We start from the raw sequence: 17140 nt of genomic DNA on the forward strand, positions 1-17140 counted from the left end.
CCCCTGAATAACCAAGAGGGCTGGCGGCACCGAACCGGATGCCGTCAGCCCTCTTGCTTTACTTTTTCCCCTCACCGTCTGTCCCGCAATCTGCTGCGGAGCTACAGCCGGAAACGGGCCACCTGCTCTTCCAGCTCGGAAGCGATGTCCTTCAGCGAGAGCACTTTCTGCTGCACCGCGGACACGGTCTGCAGCTGCTCGCTGCTCGAGGCCGCAATCTCCTCGCTGCCCGCCGCGGCTTCCTCCGTCACCGAAGAGATGTTCTCCACGGCGGCAAGGATGATGTCGCTGACCCGGCGCAGCTCCTCCATCCCTTCACGGATCGATTCGAGCCGGCGCACCTTCTCCTGCACCTTCGTGCCGATCAGCTCGAAGGCGGTCATGGAGGCGTCCGCCGAAGCCTTCTGGCGCCCCACGGTGTCCACGCCGGTCTGCATCACCGCCAGGGCCGTCTCCATGCTCTCGTTCATCGTGGCGATCCGCCCGAAGATCTGGCGGGTGACGCCGTCCGACTGTTCGGCCAGCTTCCGCACCTCGGCCGCCACCACGGCAAAGCCGCGTCCCTGCTCGCCGGCACGGGAGGCTTCGATCGCCGCATTCAGCGCGAGCAGATTGGTCTGGCGGGAAATGCCGGAGACCGCCTCCGCCATCGCATTGATCTCTTCCGTATGCCGGCTCAGCTCCTGCAGTGTCCGCTCGATCTCCGCGGTCACCTGCGTATTCTGCTCGGCCAGCCGGTGCTGCTCCAGCATCAGGCCGCGTCCCTGCGAGACCGCCTGCCTCGACTCGCTGCTGAAGGTGAAGGTCTCGTGAATCTCTTGTGCGCTGCGCTCCAGCGCCGTCCGCATGCCGTAGATCTGCTCCACGGTGACCTGCAGATCTTCCGAGATGGAAGAGGTGCCGCGGGCGATCTCGTCGATCGATTGGGAGACCTGTCCGCTCATCTCCGTCAAGGCCCGGTTCTCCGCCTCAAGCTGCAGCGTGTGGCCGCCGATGCGGGAGCTCGCCCCGTTCACCGATTCGAGGATCGAGCGAAGGTTCATGACCATCTCCCGGAACGACACATTCAGGGCCGCAATCTCGTCACTCGAGCTCACCGGGCGGATCTCCACCCCGAGATCGCCCGAGGCAATCTGCCGGGCTTTGGCCGAGAGCTCCGTCACCGGACGGACGATCTGGCGGGTGAGCCAGAAGCTCGCGGCACCGCCAACGGCCAGCAGCACGGCGCAGCCGGCCGCCGCGATGAAGACGATGCGTGCGATGCGGTCCAGCATCTCCTGCGTCAGCTTGTCGTAATGCTCCGCCCCCTGCTCGCCGAGCTGATGAATATCATTCATGATCCCGAGCGTGCGGATCGACTGCCGTTTGACGCCGGCCAGGTCGGACTTGGCAAGCGCCGCTTCCGACTCCTGGCCCAGCTGCATGAATTTCGCTTCCGCTTTCTGCAGAAGAATCCGGTTCTCCTCCGTCAGCGCAAGGCCTTTCAGCTTGTCGAAGATGGCCTTGGACTGCGTGAGGAGCTCACGGCTCTCCTCCTTATTGGCTTCACTCGGATTAAAGGCGTAATTGCCCAGCGCCTGCTTCACGGAGACCAGAGATGAATTAAGCTTCTCGGTCTCGAGCAGAACAGGCACATAGCCTGCATTGGTGGATTGGATGGAGTGCATCGACACGATGATATATGCAATGAGCGCGATCGCCGGAAGCAGCAGGAACAGCGCATTCGCAAACAATTTGGATCTGAGCTTCATAGGTATCCGGGTTCCTCTCTATTGGGGGATCGTAATGCTGCCTTCCTTCAGCTGCTTCTTCAGCGCCTCCAGCCGGGCGGCCTCCTCTTCGGACAGGCCCAGGAGACGGACGGGCGCATGGTCCACGCCCTGCTCCTTCAGCCCCAGCTGCACCTGCTTGGCGGCGAAGGCACGGTTCACGCTGAATTCCTTCACGGCCTGATACACGGCCACATCGACATTCTTGAGCATGGACGTCAGCACCGCCTTCTCCGCAACGAAGAATTGGTCGGTATCGACACCGATGCCGTACCGGCCTGCCTGCTCGGCGGCCTTCAGCGCCCCTACGCCGGTAAAGCCCGCCGCCGGAAAGACAACGTCGGCCTGGGCCTTGAACATCCCGTCCGCAAGCTCGGCCCCCTTCTTGTCATCGCCGAACGTGCCGGCATACGCGGAGAGCACCTTCGCATGCGGGGCGACGCTGCGGACCCCGTACTCGAAGCCCCGCTGGAATTTGTGGATGATCGGCACATCGACGCCGCCGATAAACCCGACCACGCCGGTCTTGGACTTCATGCCGGCAATCACGCCCACAAGGAAGCTGCCTTCGTCTTCCTTGAACGTGATGCTGCTCACGTTAGGCAGGTCGGATACTTCGTCGACCAGCAGATACGGCAGCTCGGGATGCTTCTTCGCCGCCTTCTCGAGATCTTCCTTGGCCGAGAAGCCGAGGCCGATGATCAGCTCGCTGCCCTGCGCGGCCAGCTCCTCGAGAGCCTGCTCCTGGGAGGCCTTGTCGTTACCCGGTTCCCGGTAATCGAAGCGGATGCCCAGCTCTTCGCGGGCCCGGATCAGGCCCTTAATCCCCGCATCGCTGAAGGACTCATCCCCAAGCCCGACATTGGACAGCAGAATCCCCGCGCGGAGGGGCTCTGTTTTTTTACTTTCATTGTTTTTCATGACGGAACAGCCCGAAGCGGCCGCGAGGACGAAGGCCATCAGCGGAACCAGCAGTGTGCGTATGCGCATAACCCATGCTCCTTTGGTATGTAAAGTAATCTCACTTGAGTAGGATATCGGCAGGAGACGCCCCTTTTTTTAGACCATCGGATGATAAAATGAAATGGAAAGGGAATGACACCGGCGGCATGCCAAAAAACAGTGTGGAAGCTTCCACACTGTTTCTGCACCGCACGGTACAACCGCAGCGGTCTTATTCCCGTTCCTCCGCTCCCCCGCGGGCCTGCAGCACCACCCGAAACTTGGTGCCCACCCCCGGCAGTGAAGACACGGCGATGTCCCCCCCGTGACGCTCCACGATCCCCTTGACCGTCGCCAGTCCGAGTCCGGTGCCCTCGTACCCTTTGGCGTTGTCCAGCCGCCGGAACGGCGTAAAAATCGTCGGAATGTCCTCCGGGCTCATCCCGATCCCGTTGTCCTCTATGACGAACGCCACGCGCCGGTCCGATTCGGTCCGCTCACTGTACACCTGAACCCGCGGCGGCGTGTCCGGCCGGTGATACTTGACGGCATTGCCGATAAGGTTCAGCAGCAGCTGGTACATCTGGGTCGGATCGGCCTCGATCACCGGCAGGGGAGCCAGCTTCTCCACCTGCCCATCCGTCTGCTGCAGGCGGCTGTCCAGATCGGCCAGCACATCCTCGTACACCCGGTTGAGGTCCACCTCCGTCAGCTGTCCCGGCTCGGCATTCGCCTGGGAGAAGCTCAGAATATCCGTAATCAGCGAAGTCATCCTATGGGCCGCACTGGTAATATGCGAGAGATACTGCCGTCCCTTGGGGCTCAGGCCCTCCGCATGCTTGGCTTCCATCAGCTCGCAGAGGCCGGTGATGACATTCAGCGGATTCTTGAGATCGTGCGAGACGACCTGCGCGAACTCCTGCAGGCTGCGGTTGCTCCGCTCAAGCTCCGCCTGGATGAGCTCCAGCTCTTTCTTCTTCATGTTCAGCTCGAGGAACACCTTGACCTTGCTCAGCAGAATATCCGTATCGACCGGCTTGAACAGGTAATCGACCGCCCCCGATTCGTACCCCTTGAACACGCTCTTGTCTTCCTTGTTGATCGCCGTCACGAAGATGATCGGAATGTTCTTCGTCTCCTCGTTCATGCGCAGGAGCTCGGCCAGCTCAAAGCCGTCCATCTCCGGCATGTTCACATCGAGCAGCAGCAGGGCAAAATCGTGACGCAGCGTATAGCTCAGCGCCTCGTTGCCGCTCTCCGCCGTATAGACTTCACAGCCGAGCGTCCTCAGCGTTTTCTCCATGGCAAATAAGTTTTCCCGGCGGTCGTCTACGACCAGAATCTTGGTTTGAGGTTCCCGGTTTCTCTCGGTTCCCATAACCGTGTCTCCCCCTTGGCGATTCGGCGTGCGGACAGCCTCGTCCATCACGCAGGGCCGCCCCTTCCATAATAAAAAAACCTATTCCTCTTCCTGCGCCAGCCTGCTCAGCAGGCTGCCGATCCCCGTCAGCGGCAGGATGTAATCCGCCTTCACCGCCGCGATCGCAGCCCGGGGCATCGCGTCATATTCCGCCTCCTGCGGGTCCTGCACGACCGCCAGTCCGCCGGCGGCGGCAATCCGGGCCAGACCCGCGCTGCCGTCCCCGTTCGCACCGGTCAGTACGACGCCGATGCACCTTGGCCCGTACACATACGCGGCGCTTTCGAACAGCACATCGACCGACGGCCGCGAATAATTGACGCGCGGGTCCACCGACAGGCTGGCCGTACGGGTCTCCTCGGCGAGCAGATGATAGCCCGCGGGGGCCAGGTACACGCAGCCTCCTTCGAGCTCCAGCTTGTCCTCCGCTTCCCTGACCCGGATCCTCAGGGAACGGTCCAGCGATTCGGCCAGATAGCTGTCGCTGCTCTCCAGCCGGTGCTGAACGATCAGCACGGGGAGCGGGAAGTCCCCCGGAAGACAGCCGAGCAGGACCGACAGCGCCTGGAGCCCGCCCGCGGACACGCCGACCACCACCGCTTCATAGCGCCTCATGCCTTTGCCCCCCTCCACTTCCATCCTCAGAGCTCCGGAAGCTGCTTGCGGAAGATCCGCCACTTTGGCACGAGGGGTTCGAACTGGTCCCCGTTGTCCGCAAAATCCAGCGACTCCTTGCTTCCGAGGCAGAGAAATCCGCGGTGTCCGAGGCTTCGGCCGAACAGGCCCAGCACCTTGTCCTGCAGGTTCCGGTCGAAGTAGATGAGCACGTTGCGGCACAGAATCAGATGCATCTGGCCGAACGACTCGTCGGTCACGAGGTTGTGCTGCGTGAACACGATGTTCTTCTTCAGCCCCTCGTTCATCTTAGCCATCCCGTACTTCGCATGATAGTAGTCCGAGAAGGAGGCCCGGCCGCCGCTCTTCAGGTAATTGGCCGTGAACTTGCGGATATTCTCCTGCGGGTAGATGCCCTCCTGCGCCGTCACGAGCGACTCGGCGTTCATGTCGGTGCCGTAGATCTGCACCCGGTCATAGAAGCCTTCCTCCTGCAGCAGAATCGCCATGGAGTACACTTCCTCCCCGGTGGCGCAGCCCGCATGCCAGATCTTGACGAACGGGTACGTCTTCAGCACGGGAATGACCTTCGTCCTCAGCTCGTAGAAGAACTCGGGGTCCCGGAACATCTCGGTCACCGTCACGGACATGTCGAGCAGGAAGCGCCTCAGGAATTCTTCGTCCTGGAGCACCCTCGGGATCAGGTCGGCGATCCGCCCCGCTCCCGCCTTCTGGCGGATATGATGCAGCCTGCGCATCAGCGAAGAACGGGCATATCCCCGAAAATCGTATCCGTATCTCCGGTAAATGGCTTCAAGCAGCAGGTCAATCTCTATTTTTTCCGCTTCCTTGGCGTCCATCGGGCTACACCGAGAGCCACACGCGGATCAAGGACAGCAGCTTATCCGTGTCTACCGGCTTGGTCATATAGTCGTTGGCCCCTCCTTCGATGCTTTTCTCGCGGTCCCCCGCCATCGCCTTGGCGGTCAAAGCGATGATCGGGAGCGCCGCATGCTTCGGATTCGCGCGGATGCGCTTCATGGCTTCGTAGCCGTCCATTACCGGCATCATGATATCCATGATCACGAGCTCGACGCCATCTTCACTCTCGAGCTTCTCGAGGGCAAGCTTGCCGTTGTCGGCCATCACCACGTTCAGGCCGTGCTGGCGGAGCACCTTCGACAGCGCGAACGTATTGCGCAGATCATCGTCCACGAGCAGAATCTTGCGCCCCTTGAGCGACACATCGGTCTCCTCCATCGGCCGCAGCGACGGCTTCCGCTCATCGGGCAGCGCCCGCTTCACGCTGTGGAGGAACAGGGAGACTTCGTCAAGAAGCCTCTCCGGCGAGTTGACCCCCTTGATCACGATGCTGTCCGTAAAAGAGCCGAGCTCCCTGTACTCCTCCTGGGTGAGCTCCTTGCCCGTATTGATGATGACCGGCGGCAGCGCCTTCTCGCCTTCGGCCACAAGCCGCTGGAGCATCTCGAAGCCCGTCATGTCGGGCAGCTTCAGGTCCAGAATGACACAGTCGTAGGTCTGCGACTTCATCCGCTCCAGGGCATCCCGCCCGGAGAAGACGCTGTGGATCTCCACATTCTTGCCGCGGAGCAGCTCCTGGATCGCCTTCTGGTTCCCCGCGTCGTCCTCGACGACGAGCACCTGCTTGATCCGCTCCTGCAGCGCATCCTCGAACCGGGCGAAGACGCCCTCGAGCTCCTCGGCCGCCACCGGCTTCGGCAGGAAGCCGATCGCCCCCTTCTGCAGGGAGGCCGCACTCTCGTTGCGGCCCGACACGATGTGAACGGGGATGTGCCGCGTCTCGCTGTGGAACTTGAGATGGTCGAGCACCTTGAGCCCGCTCATATCCGGCAGCCCGAGGTCAAGCAGGATGGCCGTCGGCACATACTGCTTGGCGAGCTGCAGGGCGCTGAAGCCGTCCCCCGCGGCCAGGCAGCGGAAACCCTTCCTGCGGGAGAGGTCCATGAGCACCTTGGCGAACTTCGGATCGTCCTCGACGATCAGCAGCACTTTCTCGCCTTCCGCACTGCGAATCGCTTCGCGGTCATCCGGGATGAACACCTTCGCCGGCTGCGCCGGAAGATCAGCCTCCGCTGATGCCGGGGAGGGGACATCCTCGGGCTCCTGCGTGAGCCCGCTCCGGGGCGCTTCCGGCTCGGATGGCCGGACGGCCTCCTGTGCCGCTCCAGGCCCCCCGGCCTGCACGCGGCTGCCGCCGGCCGGCAGAAACAGGGTGAACACGCTGCCCTCTCCTTCGCGGCTCTGCAGCTGGATCTCGCCGCCGAGCAGCCTCGCCAGCTCCCGCGAGATCGTCAGCCCGAGGCCCGTGCCGCCGTACTGGCGAGAGGTTGAGCCGTCCGCCTGCTGGAACGCCTCGAAGATTGCGCGCTGCTTGCCCGCCGGAATGCCGATGCCGGTATCTCGCACCTCCAGTGCGACCGTCTCCTCCGGCACGAGCGCCCCGCTGAAGAAGCGCGTCCCCCGGGCCCGGCGCATAGATCCGCACCGAGACGCTGCCCTGGGAGGTGAATTTGAAGGCGTTCGAGAGCAAGTTCTTCAGAATCTGTTCGGCCCGCTGGCTGTCGGTCACGATGGTCTCCGGCAGCCCCGGAGCCAGCTCCAGCTTGAAGACCAGCCCCTTCTCCTGCGCCACGTGGCCGAACTGGTTCTGCAGGTGGCGCAGCATGCCGGCCAGCCGGACTTCCTCCCGGTGGATATCCATCTTGCCTGCCTCGACCTTCGAAAGGTCGAGGATATCATTGATGAGCGTGAGCAGATCCAGTCCGCCGCTGTGAATGATTTTGGCGGATTCGATCTGATCTTCGGTCAGATTGCCCTCATCGTTGGCCGCAAGCGACTTGGCCAGAATGAGGAGGGAGTTCAGCGGCGTCCGCAGCTCGTGGGACATGTTCGCGAGGAATTCGGACTTGTATCTGCTCGCGAGCGCCAGCTCTTCGGCCTTCTTCTCGAGCTCCGTCTTCGAGTGTTGAATCTCCGCGTTCTGCCGCTCGATATCCGCCTTCTGATGCTCGAGGTAGTTCGTCTTCTCCTCGAGCTCCTCGTTGATCGCCTGCAGCTCCTCGCTCTGCACGCGTAGCTTCTCCTCCGACTGCTTCAGCATGCGGGTCTGTTCTTCCAGCTCCTCGTTGGCGGTGCGCAGCTCCTCCTGCTGGGTCTGCAGCTCTTCGGCAAGCTCCTGGGATTCCCGCAGGAGCTCCTCGGTACGCTGGCGGCCCACGACGCTCTGGATCATGACGCCAAGCAGCTCCGTGAGCTGGTGAAGCAGATCGCGCTGAATGTCCGTGAAGCCGCCGAACGTGGCCAGCTCCAGCACGGCTACGACTTCATCCTGGTAGAGCACCGGAAGCACGAGGATCGACCTCGGACTGGCTTCGCCGAGCCCGGACGAGATCCGGATATAATCCTCGGGCACACCGGTCAGCAGGATCGGCTTCTTCTCCAGCGCACACTGGCCGACAAGGCCTTCGCCCGGCCGGAACCGGTTCGAGAGGTGCTTGCGCTCCTGGTATGCGAAGCTGCCGAGCAGCACATAGACGACCTCCCCGGCCGTTACCCGGCTGCGCTCTCTGACATAGAATGCCGCCTGGCCGGCTTCGACCAGGAAGGCAATCTCGGAGACCAGCATGGAGACGAGCGCCTGCAGGTCCGTGACCCCCTGGGCCAGTCCCGTCAACCGGGCCAGCTCTGTCTTCAGCCAGAATTGGCGCTCGTTTTCCGCCTTCGTGTCCCTCAGGGACTCCAGCATCTCCGTCAGCGCGTAACTCAGACGGTCCCGGTCGGACCGGGGGACGATCGTCAGCTCATAATCCCCCTGGGAGATCCGGTCCGCCTGGGTGATGACATCCCGCGTGCTCTCCACCATCTGGTTGAACGCCTCGGTCAGTTCGCCGAATTCGTCGCGGGAGCGGACCTCGATGCGGACGTCCGTCTCGCCCTGCAGGATGAGCTCCGTGGACCGGCGCAGCTCCCGGATCTGCTGCAGCAGCATCCTCGAGATCGCCAGGATGAAGAGGACGGACAATCCGATGATAAGAACATTCAGGATCATCATAAAGATCAGCGAGGACATGGACTCCTGCTTCATCCGCTCGAGCGTGGAGAGCAGCTGCTCCGAGAAGCGGGTCTCCACTTCCTTGTAGAGATCAATCTTCTGCGTGGATGCCGCATACCAGGCCGACGGATCCATATTCAGCGGCTTATCCACCCCGATGGCCAGGGCTGCCTGCACCATCCGGTCGACTTCCGTCACCGGCTCCCCGCGGACGGTGGTGCGGAAGAGCTCTTCCATCTCGGCGGGAGCAAAGGAAGCGAAGACGTTATAGTAGAGCGTTTGTTCGCTCCTAAGAACATTGGCCTGCACTTCCAGCGCCCGGCTCAGCGTATTGACCGAAAATGCATGATTGAAGAGCGTCCGTTCCCGGCTCACCGCATATTTGCTCTTCGACAGATTGATGTAGGCGGAGAGCATATTGCCGACTTCCTGATTCGTGCCGGTGTGCGTCATCGCTTCCATGGACCCGAACAGCGACTCCATCAGCTCCCGGTAATAATCCAGAGCTTCGAGCTCCGTAGCCGTCCTCTGGTCGATCCTCGAGCGTTCCTCTGCCAGACGGTCCAACAGTCCGAGGCCCTTGGCCAGATAAGCGTCGAACCGGCTGCCGTAGTTCTTGTCCCCGGCCTCCGTAAGACTGCTTCGCATCTCCGCCAGGAAGCGGTCGGTATCGGCGCGCTGCCTGTTCATCGCTGCGGTGTCGACGGTCCCCTGCTCCCCGTAATAACCGGCGACGAGGCCCCGCTCCTTCTGCAGTTCATGCACGGCGTCGTTGATCCGGACTGCCAGCCCGGTCATCTGCTGCAGCCCCGTCATGGTGCGGGTATCCGCTATTTTGTCAACGATGGCCGTTACCGAGAAATACAGGACTCCCAGCATCGGGATGAGAATCATAAGCATGAGCTTGCTGTTCAGCCTGGCGTTCTTGATCCACTGCATACGTGCTCCTCATTTCGTTCATAAATAATGCTTATTATTAACTTTTCTTTATAAGAATTCTCCCATCACGACAGAATTCCTCCCGCTTTTCCTGTATTCGCCATAAAATGAGATGATTCTGCATGCGCGCTAAGAAAAATGCCTGTTGGAGTCTTTTAAGATCTTTACTTGCCAGTCCATACTTTTGGCACACTGGGGGGGGGGAGGGGTGTGGGGTTCCAGCCGCTCTTGAAGTCGTGTTCAATATGAATTTTTTAGTGGTAAGAACACGAGCCTCTGCAAGTTAGAGGTTCTGAAACTTCAAAAAAGCCGCCTCCGACGCACGGTCGGAAACGGCTTTTGTCATGTCTGTATAGAGTGTTGGCAGGATACTTTGACCTAGAATACGCTTTGCTTCGCGCCTTCCCAGTCAGCCAGGAAGCGCTCGATGCCCGCATCGGTCAGCGGATGCTTCGTCATGGACTGGATCACTTTGTACGGAACCGTCGCGATGTCGGAGCCGTGGAGAGCCGATTCGATGACGTGTGCGGAGTGGCGTACAGACGCCGCGATGATCTCGGACGTGATGCCGTGGATTTTGAAGATATCCGAGATTTCCTTGATGAGGTTCATGCCCACCTGGTTGATGTCGTCCAGACGGCCGATGAACGGCGATACGTAAGTCGCACCTGCTCTTGCCGCCAGCAGCGCCTGTGTGGAGGAGAAGATGAGGGTGACGTTCGTCTTGATGCCGAGCTCGGAGAAGATCTTCGTCGCCTTCAGGCCTTCTTCAGTCATCGGCAGCTTCACGACAACGCTGGAGCCGAGAGCGGCCAGCTTCTTGCCCTGCTCGACCATTTCATTCGCTTCGAGCGAGATGACTTCCGCGCTGATCGGCAGATCGCCGACGATGGAGATAATTTCTTTTACCGTTTCGAAGAAGTCGCGGCCTTCCTTGGCAATCAGGGAAGGGTTCGTCGTTACCCCTGCAATCACGCCCAGCTCATGCGCTTTGCGGATTTCTTCTACGTTCGCCGTATCGATAAACAGTTTCATCTTCTCATCTCTCCCGGTTTGTAAGTTTTGGCTGTCTTCCTCATGCAAATGCGAGTTATAACTTTCTGATATTTGAACAGAGGCCGGACGGGCCGGCCCTGTCATTCCCTAACCTTACGCAAAAAACTTCTGAACGACGCGCTCCGCGATCTTCTCCGGCGTGAAGCCGTACTCGGAGATCACTTTATCCGGCTTGGAGGACGCGCCGAACTGCTTGATGCCGACGGCAAACCCTTCGCCGCCAAGGACTTCATCCCAGCCGGACGGGTATGCCATCTCGATCGCCACACGCGCCTTCACGCCCGGCAGGATGACCTCGTCGCGGTATTCCTGCGGCTGACGCTCGAACAACTCGCGGCTCGGCATCGAAACGACGCGCGCCTTGATGTTCCGGGCAGCCAACGTTTCTTTGACCTTCAGCGCCAGGGATACTTCGGAACCGGTCGCCACGAGCTGCACGTCCGGAGCACCGCCCTCGGCGTCGGACAGCACATAAGCGCCGCGGTGGATGTTCGCCGCCGCCAGCTCGCGGGTGCCTTCGAGCACCGGCAGGTTCTGGCGGGACAGCGCCATCACATACGGGCCTTCCGCCGCTTCAACCGCATAGCGGTAAGCCGCGGACGTCTCGTTCGCATCGGCCGGACGGAACAGCGTCAGATCCGGGATCAGACGCATCGACGGGATCTGTTCGATCGGCTGGTGCGTCGGGCCGTCTTCGCCGACCGCGATGCTGTCGTGCGTGAAGACGTAGATCGCCGGCACCTTCATCAGCGCCGACAGACGGATCGCGCCGCGCAGGTAATCGCTGAATACGAGGAACGTGCCGCAGTAAGCGCGCAGGCCGCCGTGCAGCAGCATGCCGTTCACCGCCGCGCCCATTGCGAACTCACGTACGCCGAACCAGAGGTTGCGGCCCGCATAGTTCTTCGCGCTGAAGGCATCTTCGCCGTTCAGTGCCGTCAGGTTCGACGAAGCAAGGTCGGCCGAGCCGCCGATGAAGTTAGGGATGCCCTTCGCCAGCGCGTTCAGCGCCTTGCCCGAAGCCGTACGGGTCGAGATCGCCCCGTCTTCCGGCGAGAAGACCGGCAGGTGTGCATCCCAGCCCTCCGGCAGCTCGCCGCTTACAGCCGACTTGAGCTGCTGCGCAAGCTCAGGATAAGCCAGAGCATAGCCGCTCCACAGCTTCTCCCACTCGAGCTCTTCCGCGCTCCAGCGCTGCTGCAGCTCCGCGAAGTGGGACGTTACCGCTTCCGGCACGTAGAAGTCCGGCTCGAGCGGCCAGCCGAGCGCTTCCTTCGTCAGGCGCAGCTCTTCCTTGCCGAGCGGGGAGCCGTGCGTACCGCCGTGGCCGCCTTTGCCCGCTTTGTTCGGGGAGCCGTAGCCGATCGTCGTCTTGATCTCGATCAGGGTCGGACGGGACAGATCCGCCCGGCCTTCCTCGATCGCCTGGGCGATCGCTTCGATGTTGTTCTCTTCTTCCACGCGCAGGTACTGCCAGCCGTAGGACTCATAACGCGCCTTGACGCTCTCGGAGAAGCTCATGCTGAGCTCGCCGTCGAGCGAAATATCGTTCGAATCGTACAGCACGATGAGCTTGCCGAGCTTGAGGTGGCCCGCCAGCGAAGAGGCTTCGCCGGAGATGCCTTCCATCAGGTCGCCGTCGCCGCAGATGGAGTAGGTGTAATGATCGACTACCGGATAGCCTTCTTTGTTGTACACCGCACTCATGTGCGCTTCCGCCATCGCCATACCGACAGCCATCGCCACGCCCTGGCCGAGCGGACCGGTCGTCGCTTCCACGCCGTCCGTGTGGCCGTATTCCGGGTGGCCCGGCGTCCGGCTGCCCCACTGGCGGAACTGCTTCAGGTCCTCCAGGGTCACGTCATAGCCGGTCAGGTGCAGCAGCGAGTACAGCAGCATCGAGCCGTGGCCGGCCGACAGCACGAACCGGTCGCGGTTCACCCATTTCGGGTTCGCCGGGTTGTGCTTCAGGAAACGGCTCCAGAGCGTGTACGCCATTGGCGCCGCGCCCATCGGCATGCCGGGGTGACCCATGCCCGCCTTCTCTACGGCGTCGATGGTCAGGGTGCGGATCGTGTTAATGCTCAGATGTTCAACCGAAGTATCTACGGTAATCAAGTCATCGCCCTCCCAGGTGCATTGTCAACTTTTTCTCCCTTCATTATAATAAAGACCATGCTTATATACGTAATCGATATCTTGAATACTTGCTATAGAGGGTGTCTATATCCATATGATCAACTTTGAGCTGTATAAAGTGTTCTACCTCACCGCCCGCTCCGGCAGCCTGTCGAAAGCCGCCAAGGAGCTCTATATCACGCAGCCGAGCGTCAGCCATTCGATCAAGCTGCTCGAGGAAGGCCTCGGCCTGCAGCTCTTCGCCCGCACCTCCCGCGGCGTGGAGCTGACGAAGGAGGGCGGCGTGCTCTACACGTACATCGAGCAGGCCTTCAATTTTATCTCCCTCGCGGAGCAGAAGATGGAGGAGCTGCGGAGCAACACGAGCGGGGAGATCCAGATCGGCGGCAGCGACTCGCTCTGCAAGCATTACCTGCTCCCCTTCCTGGAATCGTTCCACCGCGAGTTCCCCGGGATCGGCATCAACCTGGTGCACGGCACGACCCCCGAGATCGTCCGGAGCCTCAAGGAGGGCAAGATCGACATCGGCATCGTCCGCCTGCCCGTTACCGACGAGCAGCTCCACGTCCGGGAAGGCATCACGATCCGCGACTGCTTCGTCGCCGGCCCCAAGTACCGGGAGCTCGCCGAACGGGACGTCTCGCTCGAAGAGCTGCTGAACTACCCGATCATCCTCTTCTCGCGCAACTCTTCTTCCCGGCGCTTTATCACGAAGCAGTTCCTGGAGCAGGGGCTTGTCCTCGAGCCGGAGATCGAGCTTGGCAGCGTCGACCTGCTCATCGAGTTCGCGAAGATCGGCTTCGGCGTCTCCTTCGTCACCCGCGAATTCGTCGCGAAGGAGCTCGAGGAAGAGTCGCTCTTCGAGGTGAAGCTGAAGGCGCCGCTTCCTTCGACGCGCGTCGGCATCATCACGCTGAAGAGCGTGCCCCTCTCGGCGGCGGCGGCCGAGTTCATCAAGAAGCTGGAGGGCGGCAGCGGCGCGGAGGGGGCGGCCGCCAACCCCGCTTGAGGGTCGGCGCGCCCGTTGAGCCGCAGCATGCCGCATAGTGCACCGTATCGTGGGAGATACGGTGCTTTTTGCCATACCCGCGTCTGTTGTCAGGATTGCGCTGCGGGCTCCGTAGGACTTCAGCACTCTCGGGCGGACGGGAATCCCTTCGAAACTCCTATGCAGACGGGAGACGGCACCGCCGATATAGAGAGTAACTCTACCAACAATATGACCAGCTCTCAACGAAACGGAGAAACCGACCATGCTCAAAAAACTCGGCCTGCGCGCCAAGCTAGTGATGATGCTTCTGATTCCCCTGCTCCTTCTGCTGGTAACCAACGCTTACGGCATGCAGAAGATGAGCGTCATGCAGCAGAACCTGATCGTCTCTCTGCACGATTCGACTTACCGCAGCTCGGAAGCGCTGCTCAATGCCGACCGCGACCTGTATCAGGCCCTCGTCGCCGCGGAGAAGCTGCTCCTGATCCCGGCCGGAACCGAGGCTTTCGCGGCCGGTGAGAAAGAGATCAAAGATAACCTGGCCCAGGCCAAGGAACGGGTCCAGGGCGCCGAGGCCATCTGGAAGCAGAATCAGGACCAGCTGCTGGCCCCTGATGCCGAGGCGAAGCTGGCCGCCCAGTTCAGCCTGTTCCGCCAGGAGATCGCCGCTTGGGAATCCGGCTCCGCCGAGGTCATCCGCTCGCTGCCCGGAACACAGCCCGGCTTACGCGAAGCACAGACAGCGAAGCTTGACGGACTCGACAAGACCTTCGGCACGGCCCGCAATGCGCTCAACGAGCTGGAAGCAATCGTGGATGCTAATGCCGGCGAGCAGATTGAACAGACGAAATCGGCGATGAACGCCCTGAAGCTGAAGCTGGCCGCCGTCGTCCTGCTTGCAGGTCTCGTGATCGTGGCCTTGGGCTGGATGGTGTCGCAGGACATCCGCCGGTCCGTCGGGCGTGTAGTCGAAGTCGCCAACCGCGTCGCGGAAGGCGATCTGACGGTCGGGGAGATCCCGGTTCATGCGAAGGACGAGATCGGCCGGCTGGCCGCCTCCGTTAACGGGATGACGCGTAACCTGCGGGACCTGATCACGGCCATCAACACGACCGCGATGCAGGTGGCCGCCTCCTCGCAGGAGCTGTCCGCTTCGGCCGAAGAGACGGGCAAGGCGAGCGAGCATATCGCCCACAGCATTCAGGGCATCGCCTCCGATGCCGAGACCCAGCGGCTCAGCGTGGGTTCCGGCTTCCAGAACCTGCAGGAGATCACCGGCGGCGCCCGCCGCATCGCGGAGAGCCTGGACAATGTCAGCGGCCACGCCGGGGAGACGTCCCGGAAGACGGGCGAGGGCAGCCAGCGCATCCGTGCGGCCGTCGCGCGGATGACGAGCATCGGCCGGTCGGTCGCCGATCTGGGCGGCTCGGTCCGCACGCTCGGGGACCATTCCCGGGACATCGAAAGCTTCGCCCGCACGATCGCCGGCCTCTCGAACCAGACGAACCTGCTTGCGCTCAATGCCGCCATTGAGGCCGCACGGGCCGGCGAGCAGGGCCGCGGCTTCGCAGTGGTTGCCGGTGAAGTGCGCAAGCTGGCCGAGCTCTCCAGCGAGGCCGCCAAGAACGTAAGCGAGCTCGTGCAGCAGATGCTGGCGGTGACCGGCCATACCACCGCTTCCATGAGCTCCACGGCCCATGAAGTGGAGCTCGGCATCACGGCCGTCCATGAAGCGGATGCCGCCTTCACGGAGATTCAGGAGTCGATCGGCGAAGTCGTCGATTACATCTCCCGCATCTCGGCGGATACCCGCGAGATGTCCGAAGGCGCCGGCCAGGTGAACGCCGCCTTCCAGGAGATCGGCGCGATCATGGACCGTTCGGCCGGCGACGCGCAGAACGTGTCGGCCGCCTCCGAGGAGCAGCTCGCCACGATGGAGGACATCTCCTCCTCCGCCCGGGCCATGGCGCACATGGCCGAGGAGCTGCAGGGGCTGATCCTGCGCTTTAAGCTGTAAGGCTGAGGGGGCTGCGCTGAAGAGGCTGGCGCAGCGGCGGACATGCGCGGCAGCGGGCAGTCGGCTGCATCCAGCTCATCGAACCGCCGCCTGGCTTGCTCGCATGCAGCCGCTTCGCACAGCCACCTGGCTCGCACGCATGCAGCCGCTTCGCACAGCCGACTGGCTTACCCGCATGCAGCCGCACCGGACCGCCTCCTGGCTCGCCCGCATGCAGCCGCGCCGGACCGCTACCTGGATTGCCCGCATGCAGCCGCGCCGGACCGCCACATGGCTTGCTCGCATGCAGCCGCGCCGGACCGCCACATGGCTTGCTCGCATGCAGCCGCTTCGCACAGCCACTTGGCTTGCACGCATGCAGCCGCGCCGGACTGCCTCCTGGCTCGCCCGCATGCAGCCGCTTCGCACAGCCACTTGGCTTGCACGCATGCAGCCGCGCCGGACGGCCTCCTGGCTCGCACGCATGCAGCCGCACTGGACCGCCGACTGGCTTGCCCGTATGCAGCCGCACTGGACTGCCACCTGGCTTGCACGCATGCAGCCGCGCCGGACCGCCACCTGGCTTGCACGCATGCAGCCGCTTCGCACAGCCACTTGGCTTGCACGCATGCAGCCGCGCCGGACCGCCACCTGGCTTGCACGCATGCAGCCGCGCCGGACTGCCACCTGGCTCGCACGCATGCAGCCGCGCCGGACAGTCCATAGGGCTCGCACGCACGCAGCCGCCAAAAAGACCGCATCTTCCAGGCATTCTGCCCGGGGTGCGGTCTTTTTGGCGCTGCCTCGGAAGGCTCCGTGGTACTGCCGTGCAGCTTTCTCGGCGAAAACAACAATAGCGGAACTCAGATGCCTTATGCGGCCCAGAAAAGAGCAGCTGAGCCGTATAGAGGAACTGAGGTTCGCTATTTCGATGCATGAGGCCGTTTGGGGAGTGAACGCACATGCATAGCGCATCTGAGTTCCGCTATCCGCCGGGAAATAACGGGAAATATCCCAATAAAGCATCCTAGTTCCTTTATTTCAACAGGAGGGCGGATCCGTCGGCGGGTGCTCCTTGCGGCGCTCGCGGAGGGTGCCGTTTGAGAAGCCGTACAAAGCAGGCGTGCCCCCTCCTCCCGACCTGAATCGATTCACCCCGTAGCCGCGGCATGGACACCGC

Annotated in this window: 10 protein-coding genes and 2 pseudogenes; 2 read left to right on the forward strand and 10 right to left on the reverse strand. The window is 62.1% G+C overall.

All coding sequences use genetic code 11. From position 1 onward, the window contains the following. Positions 1–101: 101 nt before the first annotated feature. From PM3016_RS27705 to tkt, 10 genes and pseudogenes are all read right to left on the reverse strand, one after another. Entirely contained in the window at positions 102–1751 is a 1650-nt protein-coding gene (locus PM3016_RS27705) for a methyl-accepting chemotaxis protein (RefSeq protein ID WP_014371720.1), read from the reverse strand. 18 nt (positions 1752–1769) lie between these two features. Beyond that, positions 1770–2759 carry a BMP family lipoprotein gene (locus PM3016_RS27710; RefSeq protein WP_014371721.1) on the reverse strand — a complete coding sequence of 330 codons (990 nt, stop codon included), beginning with the start codon at positions 2757–2759 and terminating at the stop codon, positions 1770–1772. Between the two features lie 184 nt (positions 2760–2943). After that, on the reverse strand, positions 2944–4089 hold the full coding sequence (locus tag PM3016_RS27715; protein WP_041619270.1) for a sensor histidine kinase: 1146 nt from the start codon (positions 4087–4089) through the stop codon (positions 2944–2946). A gap of 81 nt (positions 4090–4170) precedes the next feature. Continuing rightward, complete coding sequence (locus PM3016_RS27720; RefSeq protein ID WP_041619535.1) at positions 4171–4746, reverse strand: chemotaxis protein CheB; 576 nt, start codon at positions 4744–4746, stop codon at positions 4171–4173. 26 nt (positions 4747–4772) lie between these two features. Continuing rightward, the gene (locus PM3016_RS27725; RefSeq protein WP_013919714.1) at positions 4773–5606 is read right to left on the reverse strand and encodes a CheR family methyltransferase; all 834 of its coding nucleotides are present in this window, start codon (positions 5604–5606) and stop codon (positions 4773–4775) included. 4 nt (positions 5607–5610) lie between these two features. Beyond that, complete coding sequence (locus tag PM3016_RS40285; protein WP_238540641.1) at positions 5611–7008, reverse strand: response regulator; 1398 nt, start codon at positions 7006–7008, stop codon at positions 5611–5613. Positions 7009–7044: 36 nt separating this feature from the next. Next, a pseudogene (locus PM3016_RS40290) lies at positions 7045–7263 on the reverse strand (ATP-binding protein); the annotation flags it as partial. Between the two features lie 289 nt (positions 7264–7552). Further along, positions 7553–9778 (reverse strand): annotated as a pseudogene (locus tag PM3016_RS40295) (nitrate- and nitrite sensing domain-containing protein); the annotation flags it as partial. A gap of 378 nt (positions 9779–10156) precedes the next feature. After that, complete coding sequence (fsa, locus tag PM3016_RS27735) at positions 10157–10813, reverse strand: fructose-6-phosphate aldolase (RefSeq protein WP_013919716.1); 657 nt, start codon at positions 10811–10813, stop codon at positions 10157–10159. A gap of 114 nt (positions 10814–10927) precedes the next feature. After that, on the reverse strand, positions 10928–12952 hold the full coding sequence (gene tkt, locus PM3016_RS27740; protein WP_013919717.1) for a transketolase: 2025 nt from the start codon (positions 12950–12952) through the stop codon (positions 10928–10930). Positions 12953–13067: 115 nt separating this feature from the next. Between tkt and PM3016_RS27745 the strand changes: the two genes are divergently transcribed. Then, positions 13068–13982 (forward strand): LysR family transcriptional regulator, encoded by a 915-nt coding sequence (locus tag PM3016_RS27745; protein ID WP_013919718.1) that lies wholly within the window; start codon positions 13068–13070, stop codon positions 13980–13982. A gap of 244 nt (positions 13983–14226) precedes the next feature. Next, positions 14227–15981 (forward strand): methyl-accepting chemotaxis protein, encoded by a 1755-nt coding sequence (locus PM3016_RS27750; RefSeq protein ID WP_014371724.1) that lies wholly within the window; start codon positions 14227–14229, stop codon positions 15979–15981. Positions 15982–17140: the final 1159 nt, after the last annotated feature.

The organism is Paenibacillus mucilaginosus 3016 (assembly GCF_000250655.1).
In the GTDB taxonomy this organism is placed as follows: domain Bacteria; phylum Bacillota; class Bacilli; order Paenibacillales; family NBRC-103111; genus Paenibacillus_G; species Paenibacillus_G mucilaginosus.

What these genes read in the sequence shown, in the direction of transcription:
- PM3016_RS27705 (WP_014371720.1), bottom strand. Translation starts at nt 1,751, where the DNA reads ATGAAGCTCAGATCCAAATTGTTTGCGAATGCGCTGTTCCTGCTGCTT.
- PM3016_RS27710 (WP_014371721.1), bottom strand. Translation starts at nt 2,759, where the DNA reads ATGCGCATACGCACACTGCTGGTTCCGCTGATGGCCTTCGTCCTCGCG.
- PM3016_RS27715 (WP_041619270.1), bottom strand. Translation starts at nt 4,089, where the DNA reads ATGGGAACCGAGAGAAACCGGGAACCTCAAACCAAGATTCTGGTCGTA.
- PM3016_RS27720 (WP_041619535.1), bottom strand. Translation starts at nt 4,746, where the DNA reads ATGAGGCGCTATGAAGCGGTGGTGGTCGGCGTGTCCGCGGGCGGGCTC.
- PM3016_RS27725 (WP_013919714.1), bottom strand. Translation starts at nt 5,606, where the DNA reads ATGGACGCCAAGGAAGCGGAAAAAATAGAGATTGACCTGCTGCTTGAA.
- fsa (WP_013919716.1), bottom strand. Translation starts at nt 10,813, where the DNA reads ATGAAACTGTTTATCGATACGGCGAACGTAGAAGAAATCCGCAAAGCG.
- PM3016_RS27745 (WP_013919718.1), top strand. Translation starts at nt 13,068, where the DNA reads ATGATCAACTTTGAGCTGTATAAAGTGTTCTACCTCACCGCCCGCTCC.
- PM3016_RS27750 (WP_014371724.1), top strand. Translation starts at nt 14,227, where the DNA reads ATGCTCAAAAAACTCGGCCTGCGCGCCAAGCTAGTGATGATGCTTCTG.